Origin of the sequence: Pseudorhodoferax sp. LjRoot39 (genome assembly GCF_964253035.1) — a bacterium.
Classification (GTDB): Bacteria; Pseudomonadota; Gammaproteobacteria; order Burkholderiales; family Burkholderiaceae_C; genus Pseudorhodoferax.
In genome coordinates, this window is the sequence record NZ_CAXUQL020000002.1 from 404,721 (window position 1) to 427,585 (window position 22,865).

The following is a 22,865-nucleotide window of genomic DNA, read 5'->3' on the forward strand; positions in this document are numbered from 1 at the left end:
GCATGACCACCCGCTGGTTGAGCAGCCGCTTTGTCTCGCTGTTGCTCGTCGTCTGGGGCGTGACGGTCGCAACCTTCGTGCTCGCGAACCTGCTGCCGGGCGACCCGGTGCTGGCGCTTCTCGGCGAGGATGCCACGCCGGCCAACATCGCGCTGTGGCGCCAGAAGCTCGGGCTCGACCGGCCGATGGCGGTGCGCTATTTCGAATGGCTCGCGAACGCGGCACAGGGCGATTTCGGCGCCTCGTACCGGACCGATGAGTCGGTGTTGGACATGATCTTGCAGCGCCTGCCCGTCACGATCGAGATCCTCGTGTTGACGCAGATCATCGCGCTGGCGGTGGCCGTGCCCTGCGGGATCGTCAGTGCCTGGCGGTCCGGCCGCAGTGTCGATCGGGTGACGATGGTGGGTGCGCTCGGACTGTTGTCGACGCCACCGTTCCTCATCGGGATCTTGCTGATCTATCTGTTCTCGATCCAGCTGGGATGGCTGCCGGCAACTGGCTTTGTGTCGCTCGACGAGGACGTGTTCGAGAACTTGCAATCGGTCGCGCTGCCGGTCTTGGCCCTTGCGCTGGCCGAGATCCCGGTCTACCTGCGCCTGTTGCGCGAGGACATGATCCGGACGCTGCAGCAGGACTTCATCGCAGTCGCCCGCGCCAAGGGCATGCCGACGCGGCGGATTCTGCTGTCGCACGCGCTGCGGCCCTCGTCCTTTTCGTTGATCACGGTCATTGGAGTCAACATCGGCCGGCTCATCGGGGGCACGATCATCGTTGAGGTGCTGTTCGCGCTGCCCGGCATCGGCCAGTTGCTGATCCAGTCGGTGTACCAGCAGGACTACATGGTTCTGCAGGGCATTGTCCTGTTCGTCGCGGTGGCCTTCGTGTTGATCAATGCCGCGGTTGACGGCATCTACAGAATGCTCGATCCGAGGACTAGTCATGGCTGAAGATACGTTCGACCTGTCGGTCGCTGCGGCCGCCCCGAGCGGCCGGGCGCCGCGCCGCGCGATCCTGCCGCCCCTTCGGGACTTGCCGGTCGTGCTGGCGCTGTTTTGGCTGGGCCTGGTGGTGTTGCTTGCGGCCTTCGCGCCACTGCTGCCGATCCCTGATCCCGGCGCGCAGGACCTGATCAGCATGCTCGCGCCACCAGGCGCCGAGCATTGGCTGGGCGCCGACTCGATCGGCCGGGACCTGCTGTCCCGCGTCGTCTACGGTGCCCGGATCTCCATATCCGTGGGCCTCGGATCGGTCGCGATCGGGCTGCTGGTGGGTGGCGGGCTTGGGTTGGTCGCCGGCTATTACCGCGGACTTGCCGAGGGGCTGATCATGGGCTTCATGAACGTGCTGCTCGCGTTTCCAGCGCTGGTGCTCGCGATCACGATCGTCGCGAACCTTGGCGGCTCGTTTGCCAACGTTACGCTGGCGATCGGTATCCTGTTCGTGCCGGCCTTTGCGCGGATCGCCCGTGCGAGTACGCTGGTGTTCCGTGGCCGCGAGTTCGTTCTGGTCGCCAGGGCGCTCGGCGCAGGCGATGCGCGGATCCTGCTCCGCGAGATCCTGCCTAACCTGGTCGGCCCGTTGCTGTCTTACAGCCTGGTCATGTTCGCGATCGCGGTGCTTGCCGAAGCCTCTCTCGGCTTCCTAGGCCTGAGCGTGCCACCGCCGGCGCCGAGTTGGGGCAGCATCATCAGCAGCGAGCGCGCGAACCTGGCGATTGCCTCGCACGTGATCTTTGTGCCCGCAGCTGCGATGTTCCTTACCGTGATCTCACTGAACGTGCTGGGCGAGCGCGCGCAGCGCGCCTATGACATCAGGACGACCGAATCATGAGAACGAACTTGGCCGAGCCGATGGCGCCCCGCGTACTGCCGCAGGACCCAAGCACGGTGGTCGCCGAGCCGCTGCTCGCGATCGATGACTTGAAGACCCATATCCGCACGCGGGGGGGCCTGGCGCGGGTGGTCGACGGCGTCACCCTGTCGGTCAGACGCGGGCAAACGCTCGCGGTCGTTGGCGAGTCCGGGTCGGGCAAGTCGATGCTAGCGCGCTCGATCATGGGGATCGTGCCTGAGCCGCCGGGTATCCGCGCTGGTGGACGGGTGTTGTTCGACGGTCGCGACCTGCGATCGCTGTCCGAGCGCGAGATGAGCGCGATCCGCGGCCGCGACATCGCGATGGTGTTCCAGGACCCGATGACCTCGCTGAACCCGGTGCTGCGCATCGGCGAGCAGATCGCCGAAGTGGTGCGTCATCACCTGGGGATGGATCGCGCCGCGGCTCGCACGCGGGCGCACGAGCTGCTCGTCGACGTCGGCATCCCGCTGCCCGAGCGGCGACTCGACGAGTACCCGCACCAACTTTCAGGCGGGCTGCGCCAGCGGGTGCTCATCGCAATCGCGCTCGCGTGCAGGCCCCGGCTGCTGATCGCCGACGAGCCGACGACCGCGCTGGACGTCAGCATCCAGGCGCAGATCCTGCGCCTGCTCAAGCAGTACCAGCGCGACAACCACATGGCGATGATCTTTGTCAGTCACGATCTCGGCACCGTCGCCGGCCTCGCCGACGAGATTGCGGTGATGTACGCGGGACGTATAGTCGAACGCGGCCCGGCCGCCGAAGTTCTCGCAGCGCCGCGGATGCCGTACACCGAGGGCCTGCTGCGCTCGATCCCGCGCCTGGACGCGCCTAGCCACGGCCGACTCGAGGCGATTCGCGGTCGACCCCCCGTTCCAACCGCACTGCCGAGCGGCTGCGCGTTTCGCGCGCGCTGCCCGTACGCACGGGAGCGCTGTGCCGAAGAGACGCCTCTGCCGGGAACGGGCGCACACGTTTACGCCTGCTGGTATCCACGTCCGGTGCTGCATCGCACTGAGGAGGCACGATGATCGATGAATCCGCGGTGGCCGCCCGGACAGCGCCGGCTGCCGACGTGCTGCTGCAGGTCAACGGGCTGGTGTGCAGCTATCCAACCGCAGGCAATCGCAGCTTCAACGCGGTCGATGGCGTGAGCTTCGCCGTCCGTCGCGGCGAGACCCTCGGACTGGTCGGCGAATCCGGCTGCGGCAAGTCGACCACCGGGCGGGCGATCATCCAGTTGCCCCGTCCCGCATCGGGCAGCGTATGGCTCGACGGCGACGAAATCTCGGCGATGCAGGGCGACGTGCTGAGACGCCAGCGGCGCCGGCTGCAGATGGTGTTCCAGGATCCGATCTCGTCGCTGAACCCGCGGCGGGTCTGCGGCGAGATCGTCGCCGAGCCGCTGCGGATCGCTGGTGGCTTCGGCGAGGCGGAGATCCTTGCCCGGGTCGAGCGAGCGCTCGAGACGGTCGGCTTCGACCCGCACGCGGTCTGGTCGCGGCGACCCCATGAGTTCTCTGGGGGGCAGTGCCAACGGATCAGCCTCGCGCGCGCGATCGTCGCGGACCCGCAGTTCCTGATCTGCGACGAACCGGTGTCCTCTCTCGACGTTTCGGTGCAGGCGCAGATCCTGAACCTGCTCGAGGACATGAAGGCGCGCTACGGCCTGACGATGATCTTCATCTCGCACGATCTTGCGGTGATTAAGCAGGTCAGCGACCGGGTCGCGGTGATGTACCTCGGCAGACTCTGTGAGCTCGCGCCTGCCGACGCAATGTACGCGCGGCCCCGCCATCCCTACACCGCCGCGCTGCTCGCCTGCGTGCCGCGCGTCGACCGCCCGACGCGTTACGACGCGTCCGACAGGCCGATCCTCGAGGGCGAGCTGCCGTCACCGATAGATCCGCCCAGCGGCTGTCGCTTCCGCACCCGGTGCCCGCGGGCGCAGACGCGGTGCGCAAACGAGGTGCCCGAGATGCGCGAACTCGCGCAAGAGCATCGGGTGGCCTGCCATTTCCCGCTGGATGCCTGAAAACACGCCCGCGCGGGGAACCCCACAACACGAATTTCCACTTGAATGAGGGAGTGCGATCGATGGACAGTCAGATGATGGAGAGCGGCATCCACGATGCGTCGCCGGCACTGCCGCGTTACGACGGGCCCGAAGCCTGGCGTGGCGAGGACATGGCCCTTCGCCGGGACGAATGGATTCGTCCTTGGCACAGCTCCGAGATCGCCGAGATCGAGGCCGCGGTCGCTGAGGTGAGCGCGCAGGGTCTGGAGATCCTGCAGGTTGGGCGCGACGAATTCCCGTTGCCGAATCTGGCGCCGGTGCTTGAGGCGATTCGCCGTGAGGTGCTCCATGGCCGCGGCTTCATGCTGCTTCGGGGGCTGCCGGTCGACCGTTGGACGCTGCGCGAGGCCGCCATCGCCTACTGGGGGCTAGGTACCCATCTGGGCGAAGCCTGCTCGCAGAATGCGCTGGGCCATGTGCTCGGCCACGTCAAGGACCTCGGCCGAGACTATTACGACCCGCTCGCACGGGGCTACCAGACCAGCGCCCGGTTGCCGTACCACACCGACTCCGGCGATATCGTCGGTTTGCTGTGTTGGCGCGCCGGCCGCACAGGCGGACTGTCGTCGATCGTCAGTTCGACCTCGGTGTTCAACGAGTTCGCAGCTCTGCGCCCGGACATGGCGCGCGAACTGATGAAGCCGTTCTGCCGCACCCGCTGGGGCGAAACCGACAAGAGCCGCCGGCCGTGGATAGAGCTGCCGGTCTTCATGCCGATGAAGGGGCGGATGATCGCCAACTACGTGCGCAGCGCGATCAACAAGGGCCAGTTGCTCGACGGAGTGCCGAGACTGACCGCAACCCAGATCGAGGCACTCGACCTGATGGATCGGGTGACGCAGAATCCGGCGCTGTGCCTGGACATGGAATTCCGCCCCGGCGACATCCAACTGCTGTGCAACCACAGCGTCTTCCACGGTCGCAGCGCCTACGAGGACTGGCCGGAGCCCGAGCGTCGGCGCCATCTGCTGCGACTCTGGCTGGCCTGCGCCGACGGCCCCGAGTTGCCGCCGGTCTTTGCTGACAACTACCAGGAAGTGTCAACCAATGGCCGTCCCAACGGCATCCACATCCCAGGTGTATCGCTGGTCGCGCCCTTGGAGGCCGCGTAGCGATGAACGCGATGCGCGCGCATGCGTCGCTGATGCGGGGACAAGGGCGCGTGAGCGCTGGTGACGTCGCGACCGATGCGAGCACCGCACCCGCACACAGCGTGACCAGGTGTGATGGTTCTAAGAGATCGTGCTGTACGTCTGATGCACCAGAGCTGTTGCGTAGCATGTCGGAAGCCAAGCTGGTGGCGGTCACGTTTCCCGCGCCGGTAGCCGGCGGTACGCAGTCGCGGTCACGGATCGCGAGAGAGCTGCGCAAGAGCAAGGACATTGCGTCGTGAACAAGTTCACTGACTCCGTCGATGAAGCCACTGCACTTCGCGGCGTGCTGGCCGCCCGCTTCGGTCATGCAGTCGACCTGCCCGAGGGCATGAGCGGTGTGGCCCAGTTGCTGCGCATCGCGAGTCACGTATCGCATCGGGTATGGTCGACAGCTCCAGTACCGCCCGCGCTCGTGAAGCTGCTCGCGGCTTGCGCACTCTCGGCACCATCCAAGAGTTTCTTGCAACAGGCCGATCTCATTGACGTTCGCGACCCAGCACGGCGCGCAGCGATCCACGCACTGGTCCCTAACATGCCCTGGATGGCCGATGCCCCAGCGTTGCTGATCTTTTGCGCCAATGGCAGGCGCTTCAAGCGCCTGTTTGAACGCCGCGCACAGGCCTTCGCTAACGATCACCTTGATAGCTTTTTCAACCCAACGGTCGACGCCGCACTGGTGATGATGAACTTCATCCATGCCGCCAGCGCTGCTGGCTTGGTGAGTTGCCCGATCAGCATGATCCGCAACAAACCAGATTTGCTGGCTCTGGTCCTGGAATTGCCCGAGCGTGTGGTGCCTGTGGCCGGCCTATGCATTGGCTATCCGTCCCAGCAGCGACACGTCAACCCACGGCTGGCACTGCACGCGACATTCCACGTTGACCGCATAGGTAAGCCTGAAGACGATGCCGCGGTGGACGATTTCGACCGCCGCTACGTCGCCGCGCGCGCAGCGGTGCTGCCACCGGGGGCCGCGACACCGCGCCGTTGGTCCGAAGAGCGCACCGAGCAATATGCAAGTCCACAGCGCGCCGACTGGGGCAGCTTCGTACGATCGACGAACTTCGATCTGTCCTGATCCCACCATCGCGCACCCTGGGAGCGGCCATTTCCGGGCGCGAAGAGCTTGCCGGTGGATGCGACCATTCGGGGCGCTTGACAAACACAGTACGACTGGGTGGGCAGGGGTTGCGTCCATGGTTTTGCCGGCCTCAACTATTTGCCGCCGAGTTGCCTCACGAAGGAATGTTATCCGGCGACTTGTTGTCGTTCACGCTCCTTCCCTACCCTTTAAATTGTCGAAGGCTGTGGGCATGTGGACGAAGGCGGCGGCGGTGGTTAACGCAATCGCGCCAGAGGAGCGCTATCCACGGTCGCCGCCGGTGCGCCGCCAGGATATGCGTGGTCTCAAGGCCCGTCAACTGTAGTAATAGTGTGGCCCCTTGCCGCGGCATCTCGACGCCTGCTTTCGAAGAGGCTCGCCATCGCCAGTAGCAGACTTACTACGAAATTCTGAGTAGTAATCTTGCAATGCGGCATCAAAGAGTAGTAATGTTGCAACCTGGCGTTCTTGGTCCGGTCGCTCGACCATCCTGCACGTGTCCACTCCTAACGAAGCCTCGGTTGCCAGCGCGACCTACACGCGCGCGTTGCCGCTTGCTCGGCGAGCTTCCGATCGCAGGATCGAGGTCTTCAGTCCCAAGCTTGGTCGTCGCCTGAGCCTGTCCAGCTACGCAGCGTGGCAGCTGTGGCTTGCGCTGGAGGCCAACCCTGCCGTGGCAGCGTTCTGCGAACGACCCGCGGTACTCGATGGCAGTCCACGGCGCACGCTCGACTTTTGGGTTCGATTTAACCGCGTCAACAGCGCTCACGAGTTCTGGCTGCTCGTCGACGAGACCAACGACGACGCCACGTCAGACGAGGCCGGGCTACCAGCCTCCTCCACCTCCTTGCCGAAATGGTTTCGTGGCACCGCCTTGCGTTTGATCCCCCGCAGCACGCTGCGTGCTTGGTCCATCCCTGTGGCCAACTGGGCACAGATGGTGCCGCACTTGGTCACATGGCGCCGCTTCGCCGATCCCCTGCTGGCGCAGTCCATCGCTGTGTATCTCGGCCAGTACCGATCGCTCGACGACGTTCTGGAGCGCTTTGCCGACAACGACTCGGCGATGGCCGAAGCTGCGCTGTACAGCCTCGTCGCCAATGGCCGCGTCCTGAGCACCGATCTGTCGACATCGCCGCTGAGCGGCTCGACACGATTCCGGCGCGCCTGAGCTGGCGTCCAACCTTCTTGGGATCCATCATGGCCACACCCCACAGGACTGAGCAACGGGCTGTGCGGCTTGCGGACTGGCCCACAGTTGATTCCCGCGCTCTTCCGCATGCCAAGGCTGCCGTATTCAGGGCGCGCGCAGCTGCTGCCACCGCATACTCCCGCGGCCAGCCGCTGGTCGGCATAGAGAGCGAGACCGGTGTGCACCGCGCTACGTTGTTGCGCCTGATCGCGCGCGCCTTGCGTCCACATCCTGACGGTCGACTTTGGGGATTCCGAGCCCTGGTGCCGCAGACACACGTGCGCGCCTACGAACGCTCTGCCATGCCTCGGGTGCTGGTTGACGCCAAAGCCGGCAACGCCGGCGCGTTCTCGCAGTTGCTGATGCGCCATCCAGCCTTGGCCAAGCAACTGCGCACCGAGGTCACCGAAGGCAAAGTCACGCTGCAACCTGGCGGGGAGCGCGGCCGACTTTCCGGGCTCCAGGGGGCCATAGGTCGCTTCCAAAAGTCATGCCGCGAGCTTGGCCTCACCGGGGCAGACTACCCGCTCAACCAGCAGGACAAAGCGGTACGCTCCCTCGCCAGGACGTTGCGGGCATGGATCGACGACAACTTCGCCCTCGCCGCACGCGCGTCGGGCAACCGTATCAAGCCCACCTCGGCGCTGCGCCAATCCACCCGGGCAGTGCTTGACGCCTACGATACGGTCGAGTTCGACGCGCATAAGCTGGATCTGCGGCTGAAGGTGATCCTCGAGCGCGATCCCCTCGGCGGCGAGCACAGTGTGGAGATCGAGCGTGTGTGGCTGCTCGTCGTCATCGATGTGGCCACCCGCTGCGTGATCGGCTGGTCGCTGGGCCTGGGCCGTGAGTGCGACCGCTTCAACGCGATCGAGACCCTCAAGCGCGCGGTCGTTCCGGCGAGTGTCCCCGACCTCACACTGCCGGGCCTGCGGCTACTTCCGAGCGGAGGATTTGTGTCTGTGGCCATCCCGCAGACAGCGTTTGCGTGCTGGCGGCAGATTCGCCTGGACAACGCCCGTGCGCACCTGGCAGCGACGAGCTTGGACGTCCTGTGCGACACGCTCGGCTGCACCGCGGACTTCGGGCCCGCGTACGAGCCCGATGACAGGCCTTTCGTCGAGCGCTTCTTTGGCACCCTCACCGCGACACTTTCGCGTCGCCTTCCCGGCGCCATACCCACCCGCGGGCGACAAGCACAGGAACTCGCCATCGCTCGACGCCGGCAGAAGGAAGCCTCCCTGCATATGGTGGTGACGTCCCGGGAGCTCAAGGAGCTGCTCGAGCACACCATCTGGAACTACCACGGCACCCCGCATGCCGGCCTCGGAGGGCTCACGCCGCTGGAGATGATGCGCCGGCATGTCCTGGGCATCGACCGGCCGCCGGTCCGCCTTCGGATCCTTCCCGGATTGCTCCGCGAGCAGCCCCAGCTTCTGCACGACCCGGTGTTGTGCCGGGTTCGCGGGCAGCTCGCGCGCGGTGAGAGACCGTACATCACGTACATGCACGTTCGCTACACGAGCGCGCAGCTGTCCAAGCGCCCGGGCTTAGTTGGACAGCTGTTGCGCGCGCATGCCGATCCACAGGACCTGCGCCAGTTGGTCGTGACCACGCCTGCAGGCGAGATCATGGAGCCGTTGCTGGCAAGCGGACCTTGGCGCGATCACGCGCATTCGCTTTGGCTGCGCCGAGCATTCTTCAAGGCAAAACGCCAACGTCAGCTGGACTTTGCCGCAGGCGACGATCCGATTGAGGCGTTTCTCGAACATCGGCGCAAGGAGGCTCGCCGAAGCAAGCGAGCCGCCAGCGACGTTTCGCGGGTCCAGCACGAGCGCGCAAGAACCAGCCCATCGCCCTGCGGCGAGCCGGTGCCGGAGGCGATACCGACCGCTGCGTCGCCTACATCCGTCCCAGGCCTGGTCAGCGGGCCGGTCAAAGCCAGCTCGCTTCGCATCGAGTCCGGTTTTTCTCAGTAGGTTGAGCGACGGGGCTCACAGCGCCCGTCGCGCCCGAGCTCGGTCCAGCAGGCACCGACGGGTGACGGCCGGGCCCGCTCTCCTCCGGTCGGCTTGGGCGGCCGCGCGTCGAGTGCGGTTGTCCATAGGAGTGCCCATGTCCAATCAATCCTCGCCGACAGCCGCAAGCCAGCCCGACGCCGCGCCGCCGTCGGCACGTAAGCGCCGCGCCCGCAACACACGTGCTGTACCACCGTTGACGTCCGCGGCAACGCCGTTCCTATCTCTGCCGACCGTGCATCCGCTCGTGAGGCGGCACTACCGGGTCGCGACCTCGGCAATCGAGGAACTGGTTGACCTCGTCGAACACTGCGTGCGCCTTTTGATCCCCGGCGCGCTGGTGCACGCCCGGCCCCGCATGGGGAAGACGCATGCCATCGACTACGCGGCATTGCACCTCAACCGGCAACGTCCGGAACTGCTCGTGCTGCGCATGTCGTGCGAGCATCACAGAACCCAGTTCGAAGGGCCCTTCTTCAACGCCCTGCTCGCAGCCGCTGGCGTGCGCGACACCCAGCCAGCAAGCATCTCGCAGAAGCGCTTTGCGCTCGTGCGCAGGCTCAGCGAGCAGCTCCAACTACGCCAAGGCCACATCGTCGTGATGTTCTGCGACGAAGCGCAGCGTTTGTCGACGCATGCCCTTGAATGGCTGCGCGACGTGCATGACCAGCTTGCCCAGCAAGGCGTGCGGCTCATTACGTTCCTGGTCGGCCAGCCGCAGCTGATGGAACACAAAGCACAGTATCAGCTTGCAGGCGACGAGCAGATCGTCGCGCGCTTCATGATCGAGCAGCTTCATTTCCGTGGCATCGCCACCGCGGAGGCTGCCGCCACCTGTTTGGCAAGCTACGACTTGACGCGGTTCCCTGAGAAGTCAGGTCCGACCTTCACCCAGTTCTTCTGCCCGCTGGCCTGGCGAGCTGGATTGCGACTGGAGCACTCCGCCGCCGATCTGTGGAACGCGTTCGTTCAGGCGCATGCCTCCGCCCAGTTGCAAGGCGCCATCGAGATCCAGATGGACTACTTCACGCGGGCTGTCGAGGCGGTACTCACTAGCGCACCCGACTGGGACAGTCTGGATCTGAAACTCGGGCCTGCACATTGGGAGCGCGCGGTACGGGAGTCGGGTTACGTGGCCGCGCAGCAGACGGTCCGAAACGCATCTTGACGTGGGAATGCCATGGCACTGCCCATCCTTGTTCCGCAACACCACGAAATGGCGCTGCTCGGCGTCCGATTCAGGTCTGCTCAGACGCAACGCCTGCCTCGGTGGCGCGCATGCCATCGAACTCGCTCCCGACCGCTCCAGCAGCCAAGCCGGCAAGGCCGATTCGCCACGCCGGACCCCGAGACGATACGAAGCGCCCTGCTCGTCCGTTGGCAGCGGCAACTCGAGGTCTGGGCTCGCCCTCCTGAGCCGACGCCCATCACGTGGCAACCCGGTACGGCAAGCAGCTTTCGCACGCTGCTGCAGGAAGCAGAGTCAGTGCTGCACCTGCTGTTGCGCCGCAGACGTTGTGCCCTGGATGTTCATCCTCGGGACCTGACTGCCCTCGCGACTTCCTTCGACATTCAACGCTGGCGAGTGCAGTTGGAACCGCGACAGCATCACGCCTTCGCCCTACTCCTTTGCGCCATGTACTGGCGCGGGTGCCGGATCCCCTTGGCTATCAACTCAGCGCCCCTTCATCCATCCACCGCCCTCATTCGATGGCTGTCCCACTTCACCGCCCAGCAACAGACAGATCACGGACGGCAGATCTTGCATGCACTTGCCGCGGAGGAGAAACGGCTTCACGACATCGCCTTCGAGCTTGTTCGTAGATTGCTCCCTTCGGAAGGAAAGCCACCTCGGTGGGTCGTCGTCCTGCCGGAGCTGATCGATCTCGAAAACGGGAAACACGACCGATCGAAACACTGTTACTACTGTACCCAATGAGGCACGGCCGTGATCGCCACGGGCATGTCGGCGGATGAGGGTCATCAACCGCCTGAGTCACACTTTTACTACTTGTTTGGAGCACTCTTACTACAGTCCACGACTGTGCGACCGATGCCCGGTAGTCGAGTTTGCCACTGCGTGTTGCAGCGTTGCGCGTCAGCTCTCGCGAGACGGTCGAGGGGCTTCGTCCCAAACGACGGGCTACCTCCCTCACACCAAAATCCTGGGCCCGCAGCAAGGCAATCTCTTCTCGTTCTGCAAAGGACAGGTACCGCTCGGAAACAGGTGTCGACATGAACAATGGCATGCCGCCACGATGCCGGAACCAGCGCGAGCCCACCGGCTGTGATACGCCGACGGCTTCAGCGGCCTTCTCGCTCGTGATTCCGGTGGCAATTTGCTGCCAGAACTGTCGTTCCACTTCCCGTCGCAGCGACGGCGCTCCAGGCGAGCGCATCGCACCACGCCCCGTCAACTTCTGCATCCAACCCGCAGGTCGGCCCATCGACACCTCCTTGATTGAAGGTGTTGCGACGACCGGTTGAATCCACCCTGCGACCCGCGGTCGGAGTGACACACGAGGCCATCTTCGCGTTGGGGCCGACGGTCATAAAGCGCCTGCTCCAGCGCGTCCAGCACGAAGTCCGTTCGCATGGAGCTGCTAGTGCGCCAGCCCACGATGCGCCGGGCGAACACGTCGACGACGAAGGCCACGTACAGCCAGCCTTGCCAGGTGGACACGTACGTGAAGTCCGACACCCATAGCTGGTTGGGCCGCTGCGCGTTGAACTGGCGGTTGACCCGGTCCAGCGGGCACGGCGCTTTGGCGTCGCTGATCGTGGTGTGCACGGTCTTGCCACGCACGACGCCGCGCAACCCCATGCGGCGCATCAGCCGCTCCACGGTGCAACGCGCCACCGTGACGCCCTCGCGCCGCAACTGGTACCAGACCTTGTCGGCGCCGTAGACCCGCAGGTTCGATTGCCACACGCGCTCGATCTGCGGCATCAGTACCGCATCGCGCTTGGCACGGGTGCACAGCAGCTCAGGGTGGCGCTGGCGGGCCGCATGGCGCCGGTACGCCGACGGGGCGACCTGCAGTGCCTTGCAGATCGGCTCGACCCCGTGCACGGCGCGATGCGCGTCGATGAACGCCTTCACGACTTCAGACGGCGGTCGAGCTCCGCCTGGGCGAAAAACGCGCTGGCCAGCTTCAAGATCTCGTTGGCCTTGCGCAGCTCGCGGTTCTCCCGTTCGAGCTCCTTCATCCGCTGCGTCTGCGTCGTCGTCACACCCTCGCGCTGGCCCGTATCGCGCTCGTGCTGACGCACCCAGTTCAGCAGCGTCTGCGGCGTGCTGCCGATCTTGCCGGCGATCGACACCACTGCCGCCCACTGCGATTCGTACTCACCGCGGTGCTCGAACACCATGCGCACCGCGCGCTCGCGCACCTCGGGCGAAAACTTCACTGACTTCCTCATGGCTCCATCCTCTCAAAAGTTGGAGCCTCCTCAAAATACGGAGCGGTTCAGCTGCGCATGTGCCGCCTCACGGCATCGCGCAGATCTCCGGTGTTGAACAACGTTCGAAGGCGGTTTCTCTGCTACCAGCAACGTAGATGAGGCTGTCGTAGCAGCTTTCAAGGGCGCAAAGAGCCACCGAGGCCATGGCTCGACGTCGAAACAGGAATGCGATCGCCCCGGTGAGAAAAGCTTCTCTGACCGATGCACCAGACGTTCCTTGCCCATTTTTCCGCCGGGCACGATGTCATCGCCCAAGCACTATCATGTTCCTGATGGAGATCAGCGAAATACATGATGACGAACTGATGGAAAAGGCGCGGCAATGGCGTCTAAAGGCGTTGCGCGGCGATAAGGATGCAAGAGGCATTGCTCATGAGCTGGAGTGCGAAGTGCGCCGGCGTTGGGGACGGCAAAACACTAGCGGGGCCGATGTGCCCTTGGACACTCGTCCTCTGCAGGCGCGTGAACGAGGATCGCGACGTGCCTGGAGCGTCTGGCGGCCAATGGCCTGAACCGCTCCTGCAGTTCGTGCGTCCTGAGGCTTAGCGTGCTTCAGTGAGCAAGATCTACGTTGGCTTTCTCGCCTGCGCGGACGCAATGCGTTGGCTCATGTCGCCAGACGAATCGGCACCTTCAGGTAGCGCACGCCACTGGATTCGGCTGCAGGCAGCCGCCCCGCTCGGATGTTGACTTGAATGGACGGCAGCAGCAGGTTGGGTGCTGACAATGCGGTGTCCCGTCTTTCGCACATGGCCACGAACTCTTCGGCGCTCACCCCCTGGCACGTGCACGTTCCGCAAGCGCTCGTCCTCCACGGTGGTCTCCCAAGCATAGTGATCCCTTTCCGTTGCCTTGTAATCGTGGCACACAAATAGTCGCGTCTGCGAGGGCAAGTCGTCAGACCAGTAGTCGACACCCTGACAGGTGTCGGTGAAGGGCATGGGAATTTGGAGTGCCGTCGAAAGACGCTCCCGAAAGGCCTTAACCGTCCTGCCCGCTGAACCCGCGCCGCGCGCCCAGGTTGGCCGCACGACAATACAGGCATGCTCGACCTCCTGCGTACCGCACCGTTCTCGAATTGGCCGCGGCCCTGATGCTGGGTTCGGTCATCGGCCTCGAACGCGGCTGGCGCGAGCGCGAGCGCGCCGAAGGCAGCAGAGTGGCGGGGTTGCGCACGTTCGCTCTACTCGGTTTGTTCGGAGGCGTACTGGGGGTCCTGACGCAGGCGTGGGACCATTGCCCGCCGCGATGGGCCTGGCAGGTTTGTCGCTGACCGCCGCAGCCGCCTACCGTGAGAATGTGCGGGCGCATGGCAGCCTGAGCGCCACGACGGCTGTGACGATGCTGCTCACCTGCGCGCTCGGCGTGCTGGCGGGAGCCGGTCAGCCCCTTCTGGCGATCGCGACGGCCGTCATCGCCGCTGTACTCCTTGACCTCAAGCCCACTCTTCACCGGTGGCTGCGCCTGGTGGAACAGCGCGAATTGAGTGCCGCGTTGCAAATGCTCGTACTCACCGCGGTCATCCTCCCGATGCTGCCGGACCGCGGCTTTGGCCCGTAGGAGGCACTCAATCCGTACCGCCTCTGGTGGGCAGTGGTTTTGATCGCCGGTCTTTCGCTGTGTGGCCACCTGGCTATTCGATGGACGGGACCCAGCCGCGGCATCTTTTGGACCGGTTTGCTTGGCGGACTGGCTTCTTCGACGGCGGCGACCTTGGCGCTGGCACGCCGCTGCCGCAAGGACCCTGCCATCCTGCGGGCGGCCAGTTCCGGAATTCTGGCCGCCTCGGCAATGATGTTTCTGCGGATGACCGCGCTGGTTCTGCTTCTGCAACCTGCGCTCTGGAGCTCCATGGGCGCTGCGATGGTCGTTGGCGCGGCAACGCTTCTCGGCGCATCGTTCTTGCGGTTGCCGTCCGAGGCGCAATCCGAAGCGACAACACCAGCCACCGATGCGGGGGATGTCTTCGATCTGAGCACCGCGCTGGGCTTCGGCCTTCTTCTCGGCGTGCTGGCGCTGCTGACGCGGGCCGCGCAGCAATGGATGGGCGATGCGGGCTTGTATGCCCTGTCGCTGTTGTCCGGCCTGCTCGACGTCGATGCCATCCTGCTGACTGTGATGCACATGAACGGCCAGGGAGCCTTGCCCACCCAAGCCGCTACGATCGCTGCCGGATTAGCGGTGGTGGCCAACATGACCATGAAAACCCTTCTTTCCTGGCTCATCGGCGGAACGGCATTGGGATGGCGCGTGACCTTTAGCTTTACGGCAGCGATGACCGCGGCCGCCCTCACTGCGTTCATGGTGTCCAAGGCCTGAAGCAGCACGCGAAAATCTGAAGATCGGATGCGCCAAGCGACCTCTTCTGCCGCGCATCGACGCATCATGACCATCCACACAAAAGGCTTCCCATGCTTACCTTGACCAGTCTGGGCGGAGCCGGCACCGTCACCGGCTCCAAGCACCTGCTCTCCCATGGTGACACCCACCTGCTGATCGACTGCGGCTTATTCCAGGGTTTGAAGAACTTGCGCGAGCTCAATTGGGAGCGACTCACCATCGACCCCCGCGACATCGATGCGGTTGTGCTCACCCATGCGCACCTTGACCATTCGGGCTACCTGCCCAAGCTGGTGCACGATGGCTTTTCCGGGAAGATCTATGCGACCCCGGCCACGCGCGACGTCGCTGAGCTGATCCTGCGCGACAGCGCGCACCTGCAGGAAAAGGATGCGGACTTCGCGAATCGGCATGGTTTCTCCAGGCACGCACCCGCACGGCCACTGTACGGGGTGCGCGAAGTCGAGCGTGCCATCGCGGCCTTTGCGCCTGTGCGACTGCACCACAGCGTCGCCATTCCCGGTGGCGCCACATTGCTCCTGCGCCGCGCTGGCCACATCCTGGGCGCAGCGACAGCACAGATCGACATCGGGGGCCAGCGCATCGTCTTCTCTGGCGATCTGGGACGCTACAACGATGCGGTGATGCACGACCCTGAGCCGGTGCCGCAGGCTGACTATGTCGTCATCGAATCGACCTATGGCAACCGCAGTCACGATGTCGCGGACCCGGTGGAGGCACTCGGACGCGTGATCGAATGCACCGTGCAGCGCGGTGGCACTGTGGTGATTCCGGCCTTCGCGGTCGGCCGGGCGCAGTCCCTGATCCACCACCTGTGGCTGCTGCGCCAGGCCGGCAGGCTGGCCAACGTGCCGTTGTACCTCGACAGTCCGATGGCGGGCAGCGCCACGCAGCTCCTGCATGAGCACGCGGGCGAGCACAAGCTCACCGCGCGCGACTACGAAGCTGCCTGCGCTGCGGTCACCTACGTCAAGGAGGTGGAGGAATCCAAGGCCTTGTCCGCCAATCGCTTCCCCAAGGTCATCATCTCGGCCAGCGGCATGGCCACCGGGGGGCGTGTGTTGCACCACATCGCCGCCTTCGCGGGCGACCACCGCAACACGCTGCTGTTTTCAGGCTTCCAGGCCGCCGGCACGCGCGGGCGCAAGCTATTGGAAGGCGCGCGGGAGGTAAAGATTCACGGCGAATGGATCAACGTGCGCGCCGATGTGGCGGAACTGCCCATGCTGTCCGCACATGCCGATGCTGGCGAGTTGCTGCGCTGGCTATCCGGTTTCCAGCGTGCTCCCAAGCGGGTGTTCATCGTCCACGGTGAGCCTGAGGCCTCGGAGGCCTTGCGAGAACGCATCCAGCGCGAACTGGGTTGGGATGCAACCGTGCCATTGCAGAACAGGAAGTACACACTGTGATGGGTCTGGAGAGCCGCAGGCCCGCCGTGCCGCCGGCTACTTCTTGAGTCCGAGCCGTCGCGCCAGCTTGTGCAGGTTGCTGGCATCCAATCCCAATGTGCGCGCTGCCGCAGCCCAGTTGTCCTGATGCAATGCCAGTGCCTCCCGGATCGCCTTACGCTGGCTGGCTTCCACGACTTCGTGCAGGGGGGCTACGGATCGCGACACACCGGGTGCACCGACAGCTTGGTCGACACCGGCCGCTACTGCGCCTTCGGCCATCTCCAGTGCATCGAGATCCAGCATGTCCGCCTCCAGCGTCACGATATCCTTGCGGTTGGCGCCCCGGCTCACCGCCTTCAGCGCCGCGCGACTGATCACATGCTCCAACTCGCGCACATTGCCCGGCCAGCGGTAGCGGCGCAAGGCCTCTTCGGCCGCAGCCGAAAGCCGCAGGCTGCGCAGACCCAGCCGTGCCCGGTTGAGTTCCAGAAAGCGCCCGGCCAACAGCAGCACGTCGTTGCCCCGCTCGCGCAGCGGCGGGATCGGAATCGGATACACCGACAGCCGGTGGTACAGGTCCGCACGAAACGATCCGTCGCGCACATGCTCGCGCAGACTTCGGTTGGTGGCCGCGATCACGCGCACGTTCACCCGCCGCGGCCGGTCGGCCCCAAGGCGCTGGATCTCGCCGTTCTGCAGCGTGCGCAGCAGCTTGGCCTGGATGGACAGTGGCAGCTCACCCACTTCGTCCAGGAACAGCGTGCCGCCCTCTGCCGCCTCGAAACGACCGGGCCGGTCGTTCACCGCGCCGGAAAATGCTCCGCGCGCATGGCCGAACAGTTCGCTCTCCGCCAATGATTCCGGCAAGGCAGCGCAGTTCACGTGCACCAGCGGCTTGGACGCACGCCGCGACAGCCGGTGCAGCCGGTGCGCGAACAGTTCCTTGCCCACACCCGTCTCCCCCAGCAACAGCACCGGCAGCTCGGAATCGGCCACCACCTGCAACTCGTGCAGCAAATGCGTGATGGCTTCACTCTGGCCCAGTATCTCGCTGTCTTCGCGTTGCTCCGGCGCACCCGCAGGCAAGGCGCCGGCGGACAATCGCAGGCCGCGAATCTCCGATTCAAGACGGGTCACCCGCACCGCAGCCTCGACCGCGCAGGCAAGCTCGGCCATGTCACTCTGGGCCTGCGCGCCGAAGGCCCCGACCTCCAGCGCATCCAGCGTGATCACTCCCCAGCGCTCGCCCTCCACGTCCAGCGCCATGCCCATGCAGTCGTGCACCGCCATCGGCTCTCCCGCACGTTCGGCGATCAGACCATCGTAGGGATCGGGCAGCACGCTATCGTGGTGGAAACAGGTGACGCCGCGCCGTTGCAGGATGGCCGCCAGGCGCGGATGGTCCTTGACCGCGAAGCGCCGTCCCAGTGCGTCACTGGAAAGCCCGTCCACCGCCACCGGCCGTAGGTGCTCCTGCTCCAGCTTGAGCAAGGCGACAGCTCCGCATCCGAAATGCACGCGCAGGCTGCCCACCAGCCGCTGCAGACGTACCGCCACCGGCAGGTCAGCCACGAGGTCGGCCACGAGAAGGAGTTGGATGGCGGAAATGGTCATGGACACCCTGGATGGTAAATGAAACCCTGATAAAGCATGGTTTATAGCACCATTGTGTTATCAACCTATTGATTTTTATGGTATTTCCTGTGGCATGCGACTCGCATTGGTGATAGCGCCGAACCGGCATCCGACCAAGGAAAGCAACATGAAACGCACCCTCAGCTCTAGCGCCATTGCCACTGCCATCTGCCTCCTGGGCGTTACCCTGTCCGTGCAGGCACAGCCTGCAGGTCACTCGATGCACAACGCAGCGGCATCCTCCGGAACCGCGACCGCGGCAGCCCAGCCTGCAGCGACCAAGCGCTACGACCTGCACACCAACATCGTCGACGGCAAGATGGTCTTTGTCGACGACAAGGGTCAAGTGAACCCCACGCTCTCGGCCAACGCGGGCGACACGATCGAGATCGTGCTGGAAAGCGGCGAAGGCGCCGAGCACGACCTGGTGATTCCCGAACTGAACGTCGTCTCGGCCAAGTTCAGCGCCGGCACCGGCAAGACCACATTGCGCTTCAAGGTGCCGCGCTCGGGCGCCTTCACCTACTACTGCTCGATTCCCGGCCACCGGCAGATCGGCATGGAGGGAAAACTCCAGGTGAGCGGGACTGCGGTTGCCGACGCGGGGACCGTGCCCGCCGCGAACACCGATTCGAGCCAGGCGGCACTCGCGCTCTACACCCCCGCCCCTGTGCCGCAGCGCGCTGCGGACCCGTCTGCCGTCAGCGTGGCGGCCAACCCAGCCGGGGTGCCGGCGGCCATCGGTACGCGGGCACCGAAGACGCTGAAGTACCGCATGGAGACGGTCGAGTTGCCCGGCAAGCTCGATGACGGCACCAGCTTCACCTACTGGACCTTCGACCGCCAGGTGCCAGGCCCGATGCTGCGCGCCCGCGTGGGCGACACGGTGGAGTTGACCCTGGCCAACGCCCGCGACAGCAAGATGATCCACTCGATCGACCTGCATGCCGTGACCGGCGGCCACGGCGGCGGCGAGCACACCCAGGTCGCCCCCGGCCAGGAGAAGGCCATCACGTTCAAGGCGCTCAACCCGGGTCTGTACGTGTACCACTGCGCGACGCCGCTGGTCCCGCAGCACATCGCGGCGGGCATGTACGGAATGATCCTGGTGGAGCCCGAAGGGGGCCTGGCCAAGGTAGACCGCGAGTACTACGTGATGCAGGGCGAGATGTACACGGGCCGGCCGCACGGCGCCAAGGTGCACCAGGAGGCCGATCTCGAGAAGATGGCCAACGAACTCCCCGACTACTACGTGTTCAATGGCGAGGTCGGCGCCTTGAGCAAGACCCACAAGCTGCAGGCGAAGGTGGGCGAGACGGTGCGCATCTACTTCGGCGTCGGAGGCCCCAACAAGATCTCGTCGTTCCACGTCATCGGCGAAATCTTCGACACCGTGTACAGCGAAGGCTCGTTCAGCGGCATCAAGCACGACGTGCAGACCACGCTCGTCGCCCCGGGCGGCGCGACCATCGTCGAAATCAAGGTCCAGCACCCGGGCAGCTATCTGCTGGTGGACCACGCGCTGTCGCGCGCCGGCAAAGGTGCGGTCGGTGTGCTCGAAGTCACCGGCGTGCCGGTACCCGGCGTCTACAAGGCCGGCCCCCTTTAACCCCCTGACGAAAAGGAGCCCACGATGGAACTCATTGACCAATCCCTGGGGCAGCTCGCGCGACGCATCTCCGGTGCCACGCGCGTGTTCGACGCCCATCACTTCGACTTCTGCTGCGGCGGCAACCAGTCGCTGCGCTCGGCCGCGGCGGCGGCTGGAGTGGATCCCGCTCCGATCGTGCTGGAGTTGCAGTCCCTGCAATGCCGCAGCGCGCAGGATGGCGAGCGCGACTGGGACCAGGCGACGCCCACCGAGTTGGTGGACCACATCCTGACCCGCTTCCACGCGGTACACCGCGAGCAGTTGCCCGAACTCATCCGCCTGGCGCGCAAGGTCGAGCAGGTGCATGGCGAGCGCACTGATTGTCCGGCTGGTCTGGCCGAACATCTCTCGGCCATGGCGCAGGAGCTGGAGAGCCACATGCGCAAGGAGGAAGACGTGCTGTTCCCCATGATCGCGCGCGGCCATGGCGCGATGGCCGGCGCCCCGATCACCGTCATGCGCATGGAACACGACGACCACGGCGTCGCGCTGCGCAGGATGGAAGAACTGACCGATGGCATCACCGCGCCGCGCGCGGCCTGCACCACCTGGCGTGCGCTCTACGCCGGCCTGCGGACCTTCCGCCAGGACCTGATGGCGCACATCCACACCGAAAACAACATCCTGTTCGAGCGCTTCGCGCCGGCAGCCGTGCATTGACCAAGGAGAAACCCATGGGCTCGTACAAGAAACTCTGGTTCACGCTGATCGGCGTGCTGATCGTCACCTTCTCGCTGCTGGGCTACTACGGCAGCGAGGTCTATCGGCAGGCGCCACCGATCCCGGCGCAGGTCACCACCCCGGATGGCAAGGTGCTGTTCGACCGCGAGGGCATCCTCGACGGCCAGACGGCCTGGCAGTCGGTGGGCGGCATGCAGCTCGGTTCGATCTGGGGCCACGGCGCCTACCAGGCGCCCGACTGGACGGCCGACTGGCTGCATCGCGAGCTGACCGCCTGGCTCGACCTGGCCGCGCAGCAGGTACACGGCAAGGCCTATGCGGCGCTCGATGGCCCCGCGCAGGCCGCGTTGCGCGAGCAGCTCAAGGCTGAATACCGCTCCAACCGCGTCGATGACGCGCAGGTGCTGAAACTCTCGGCGCACCGTGTCCAGGCCATCGCACAAACCGCTGCCTATTACGACCAGTTGTTCTCCGACGCGCCCGCGCTTCAGAAAAGCCGGGAGCACTTCGCCATGAAGGAGAACACGCTGCCCAGTGCCGAGCGGCGCCAGCAGATGACGCAGTTCTTCTTCTGGACCGCCTGGGCTGCAGCCACCGAGCGACCGGGGCAAAAGGTCACCTACACCAACAACTGGCCGCACGAGCCCCTGATCGGCAACCAGCCGAGCAGCGAGAACATCGTCTGGTCCATCGCCAGCATCGTGGTGCTGCTGGCCGGCGTGGGCTTTCTCGTCTGGGCGTGGGCGTTCCTGCGTAACCACGAAGAACCACTGCCGGCACCCGCTGCGCGCGACCCTTTGACCACCTTTGCGCTCACGCCATCGCAACGAGGCTTGGGCAAATACCTCTTCCTGGTGGTGGCGCTCTTCGTCTTCCAGGTCTTCATCGGCGGTTTCACCGCGCACTACACGGTCGAGGGACAGCAGTTCTATGGCATCGACGTCTCGCGGTGGTTCCCTTATTCGCTGACCCGCACCTGGCACATCCAGGCCGCGCTGTTCTGGATCGCCACCGGCTTCCTGGCCGCGGGCCTGTTCCTGGCACCGCTGATCAACGGCGGCAAGGATCCGAAGTTCCAGAAGCTCGGCGTGGATGTGCTGTTCTGGGCGCTGGTCGCCGTGGTCGTGGGCTCCTTCACCGGCAACTACCTGGCGATCGCGCAGGTGATGCCGCCCGAGTGGAACTTCTGGCTCGGCCATCAGGGCTATGAGTACGTCGACCTGGGGCGCCTGTGGCAGATCGGCAAGTACGTGGGCATCCTGCTGTGGCTGGTGCTGATGCTGCGCGGCGTGGTGCCGGCGCTCCTGAAGCCCGGGGGCGACAAGAACCTGCTGGCGTTGCTCACGGCCTCGGTGGGTGCCATCGGCCTGTTCTATGGCGCGGGCCTCTTCTACGGGGAGCGCACCCACCTCTCGGTGATGGAATACTGGCGCTGGTGGGTGGTGCACCTCTGGGTGGAAGGCTTCTTCGAGGTGTTCGCCACCACGGCGCTGGCCTTCATCTTTGCCACGCTCGGCCTGGTGTCTGCGCGTATGGCGACGGCAGCCAGCCTGGCCTCGGCCTCGCTCTTCATGCTGGGCGGCATTCCCGGCACCTTCCACCACATGTATTTCGCTGGCACCACCACCCCGGTGATGGCCGTCGGCGCCAGCTTCAGTGCGCTGGAGGTGGTGCCGCTGATCGTGCTGGGCCATGAGGCCTGGGAGAACTGGCGCCTGAAGGCACGCGCGCCCTGGATGGAAAACCTCAAGTGGCCGCTGATGTGCTTCGTCGCCGTGGCGTTCTGGAACATGCTGGGCGCCGGTGTCTTCGGCTTCATGATCAACCCGCCGATCTCGCTGTACTACATCCAGGGCCTGAACACCACGCCAGTGCACGCGCACGCCGCGCTCTTCGGGGTGTACGGCTTCCTGGCGCTGGGCTTCACGCTGCTGGTGCTGCGCTACCTGCGTCCGGACTACCAGTTCAGCGCACCGCTGATGAAGACCGCCTTCTGGGGTCTGAATGTCGGCCTGGTGCTGATGATTTTCACCAGCCTGCTGCCGATCGGGATCATCCAGTTTCACGCCAGCGTCAGCGAAGGCCTGTGGTACGCACGCAGCGAGGAATTCATGCAGCAGCCACTGCTGCAGAACCTGCGCTGGGTGCGCACCTTCGGCGACGTGGTATTCATCGGCGGCGCCATCGCGATGGCGCTGCAGGTGGTGTTGGGTCTGTGGGCCAAGGACGCCCCGCAGCAACAGCCTGGACAGCGCCTGGGTCAGGCACGGGTTTGAGGGTC

Annotated in this window: 17 protein-coding genes, 3 pseudogenes and 1 other annotated feature; of the genes and pseudogenes, 16 read left to right on the forward strand and 4 right to left on the reverse strand. The window is 65.1% G+C overall.

What is annotated here, in order from left to right; genetic code table 11:
• The first annotated feature begins 2 nt into the window (after positions 1-2).
• The 9 genes from ACSQ4M_RS37150 to ACSQ4M_RS37190 all read left to right on the forward strand — a co-directional run bounded on the left by ACSQ4M_RS37150 (position 3) and on the right by ACSQ4M_RS37190 (position 10,568).
• Complete coding sequence (locus ACSQ4M_RS37150; RefSeq protein WP_436194508.1) at positions 3-950, forward strand: ABC transporter permease; 948 nt, start codon at positions 3-5, stop codon at positions 948-950.
• Positions 943-1,833 carry an ABC transporter permease gene (locus ACSQ4M_RS37155; RefSeq protein ID WP_436194509.1) on the forward strand — a complete coding sequence of 297 codons (891 nt, stop codon included), beginning with the start codon at positions 943-945 and terminating at the stop codon, positions 1,831-1,833. Before ACSQ4M_RS37150 ends, ACSQ4M_RS37155 begins: the two co-directional genes overlap by 8 nt.
• A 20-nt stretch (positions 1,834-1,853) precedes the next feature.
• Positions 1,854-2,888, forward strand: coding sequence for an ABC transporter ATP-binding protein (locus ACSQ4M_RS37160; protein ID WP_436194606.1), 1,035 nt, complete (start codon positions 1,854-1,856; stop codon positions 2,886-2,888).
• Positions 2,885-3,892, forward strand: coding sequence for an ABC transporter ATP-binding protein (locus ACSQ4M_RS37165; RefSeq protein WP_436194510.1), 1,008 nt, complete (start codon positions 2,885-2,887; stop codon positions 3,890-3,892). The genes ACSQ4M_RS37160 and ACSQ4M_RS37165 overlap by 4 nt, the downstream gene beginning before the upstream one ends.
• A gap of 62 nt (positions 3,893-3,954) precedes the next feature.
• Complete coding sequence (locus tag ACSQ4M_RS37170; RefSeq protein WP_436194511.1) at positions 3,955-5,046, forward strand: TauD/TfdA family dioxygenase; 1,092 nt, start codon at positions 3,955-3,957, stop codon at positions 5,044-5,046.
• 277 nt (positions 5,047-5,323) lie between these two features.
• On the forward strand, positions 5,324-6,166 hold the full coding sequence (locus ACSQ4M_RS37175) for a nitroreductase family protein (protein ID WP_436194512.1): 843 nt from the start codon (positions 5,324-5,326) through the stop codon (positions 6,164-6,166).
• 520 nt (positions 6,167-6,686) lie between these two features.
• Entirely contained in the window at positions 6,687-7,361 is a 675-nt protein-coding gene (locus ACSQ4M_RS37180; RefSeq protein WP_436194513.1) for a hypothetical protein, read from the forward strand.
• A gap of 299 nt (positions 7,362-7,660) precedes the next feature.
• A complete protein-coding gene (locus ACSQ4M_RS37185) occupies positions 7,661-9,361 on the forward strand; it encodes a hypothetical protein (protein WP_436194514.1) in 1,701 nt (566 codons plus the stop codon).
• A gap of 136 nt (positions 9,362-9,497) precedes the next feature.
• Positions 9,498-10,568, forward strand: coding sequence for an AAA family ATPase (locus tag ACSQ4M_RS37190; protein WP_436194515.1), 1,071 nt, complete (start codon positions 9,498-9,500; stop codon positions 10,566-10,568).
• Between the two features lie 874 nt (positions 10,569-11,442).
• Here ACSQ4M_RS37190 and ACSQ4M_RS37195 read toward each other — a convergent pair.
• The 3 pseudogenes from ACSQ4M_RS37195 to ACSQ4M_RS37205 all read right to left on the reverse strand — a co-directional run.
• Positions 11,443-11,826: pseudogene (locus ACSQ4M_RS37195) on the reverse strand (helix-turn-helix domain-containing protein); the annotation flags it as partial.
• A 68-nt stretch (positions 11,827-11,894) separates the two neighbouring features.
• A pseudogene (locus ACSQ4M_RS37200) lies at positions 11,895-12,823 on the reverse strand (IS3 family transposase); the annotation flags it as partial.
• Positions 12,429-12,545: a sequence feature (AL1L pseudoknot), on the reverse strand. Its footprint overlaps the pseudogene before it by 117 nt.
• Positions 12,824-13,472: 649 nt before the next feature.
• Positions 13,473-13,758, reverse strand: a pseudogene (locus tag ACSQ4M_RS37205) (MBL fold metallo-hydrolase); the annotation flags it as partial.
• Positions 13,759-13,958: 200 nt separating this feature from the next.
• Here ACSQ4M_RS37205 and ACSQ4M_RS37210 point away from each other — a divergent pair.
• The 4 genes from ACSQ4M_RS37210 (at position 13,959) to ACSQ4M_RS37225 (ending at position 16,635) form a co-directional block, all read left to right on the forward strand.
• Positions 13,959-14,138, forward strand: coding sequence for an MgtC/SapB family protein (locus tag ACSQ4M_RS37210; protein ID WP_436194607.1), 180 nt, complete (start codon positions 13,959-13,961; stop codon positions 14,136-14,138).
• Positions 14,102-14,425 carry an MgtC/SapB family protein gene (locus ACSQ4M_RS37215; RefSeq protein ID WP_436194516.1) on the forward strand — a complete coding sequence of 108 codons (324 nt, stop codon included), beginning with the start codon at positions 14,102-14,104 and terminating at the stop codon, positions 14,423-14,425. Before ACSQ4M_RS37210 ends, ACSQ4M_RS37215 begins: the two co-directional genes overlap by 37 nt.
• Positions 14,426-14,458: 33 nt before the next feature.
• Complete coding sequence (locus tag ACSQ4M_RS37220; protein ID WP_436194517.1) at positions 14,459-15,184, forward strand: DUF4010 domain-containing protein; 726 nt, start codon at positions 14,459-14,461, stop codon at positions 15,182-15,184.
• 92 nt (positions 15,185-15,276) lie between these two features.
• The gene (locus ACSQ4M_RS37225) at positions 15,277-16,635 is read left to right on the forward strand and encodes an MBL fold metallo-hydrolase RNA specificity domain-containing protein (RefSeq protein ID WP_153585045.1); all 1,359 of its coding nucleotides are present in this window, start codon (positions 15,277-15,279) and stop codon (positions 16,633-16,635) included.
• Positions 16,636-16,671: 36 nt separating this feature from the next.
• Here the strand turns inward: ACSQ4M_RS37225 and norR are convergent, their stop codons facing one another.
• Entirely contained in the window at positions 16,672-18,231 is a 1,560-nt protein-coding gene (gene norR / locus ACSQ4M_RS37230) for a nitric oxide reductase transcriptional regulator NorR (RefSeq protein ID WP_153585046.1), read from the reverse strand.
• A 148-nt stretch (positions 18,232-18,379) separates the two neighbouring features.
• On the opposite strand from norR, the gene nirK reads away from it, so the two are divergent.
• Genes nirK through ACSQ4M_RS37245 form a run of 3 tightly spaced genes read left to right on the forward strand, consistent with a single transcriptional unit; the run spans position 18,380 to position 22,860 of the window.
• A complete protein-coding gene (gene nirK, locus ACSQ4M_RS37235; RefSeq protein ID WP_436194518.1) occupies positions 18,380-19,861 on the forward strand; it encodes a copper-containing nitrite reductase in 1,482 nt (493 codons plus the stop codon).
• Positions 19,862-19,885: 24 nt separating this feature from the next.
• Positions 19,886-20,563 (forward strand): iron-sulfur cluster repair protein YtfE, encoded by a 678-nt coding sequence (ytfE, locus tag ACSQ4M_RS37240; RefSeq protein WP_153585048.1) that lies wholly within the window; start codon positions 19,886-19,888, stop codon positions 20,561-20,563.
• Positions 20,564-20,577: 14 nt separating this feature from the next.
• Positions 20,578-22,860, forward strand: coding sequence for a nitric-oxide reductase large subunit (locus ACSQ4M_RS37245; protein ID WP_153585049.1), 2,283 nt, complete (start codon positions 20,578-20,580; stop codon positions 22,858-22,860).
• Positions 22,861-22,865: the final 5 nt, after the last annotated feature.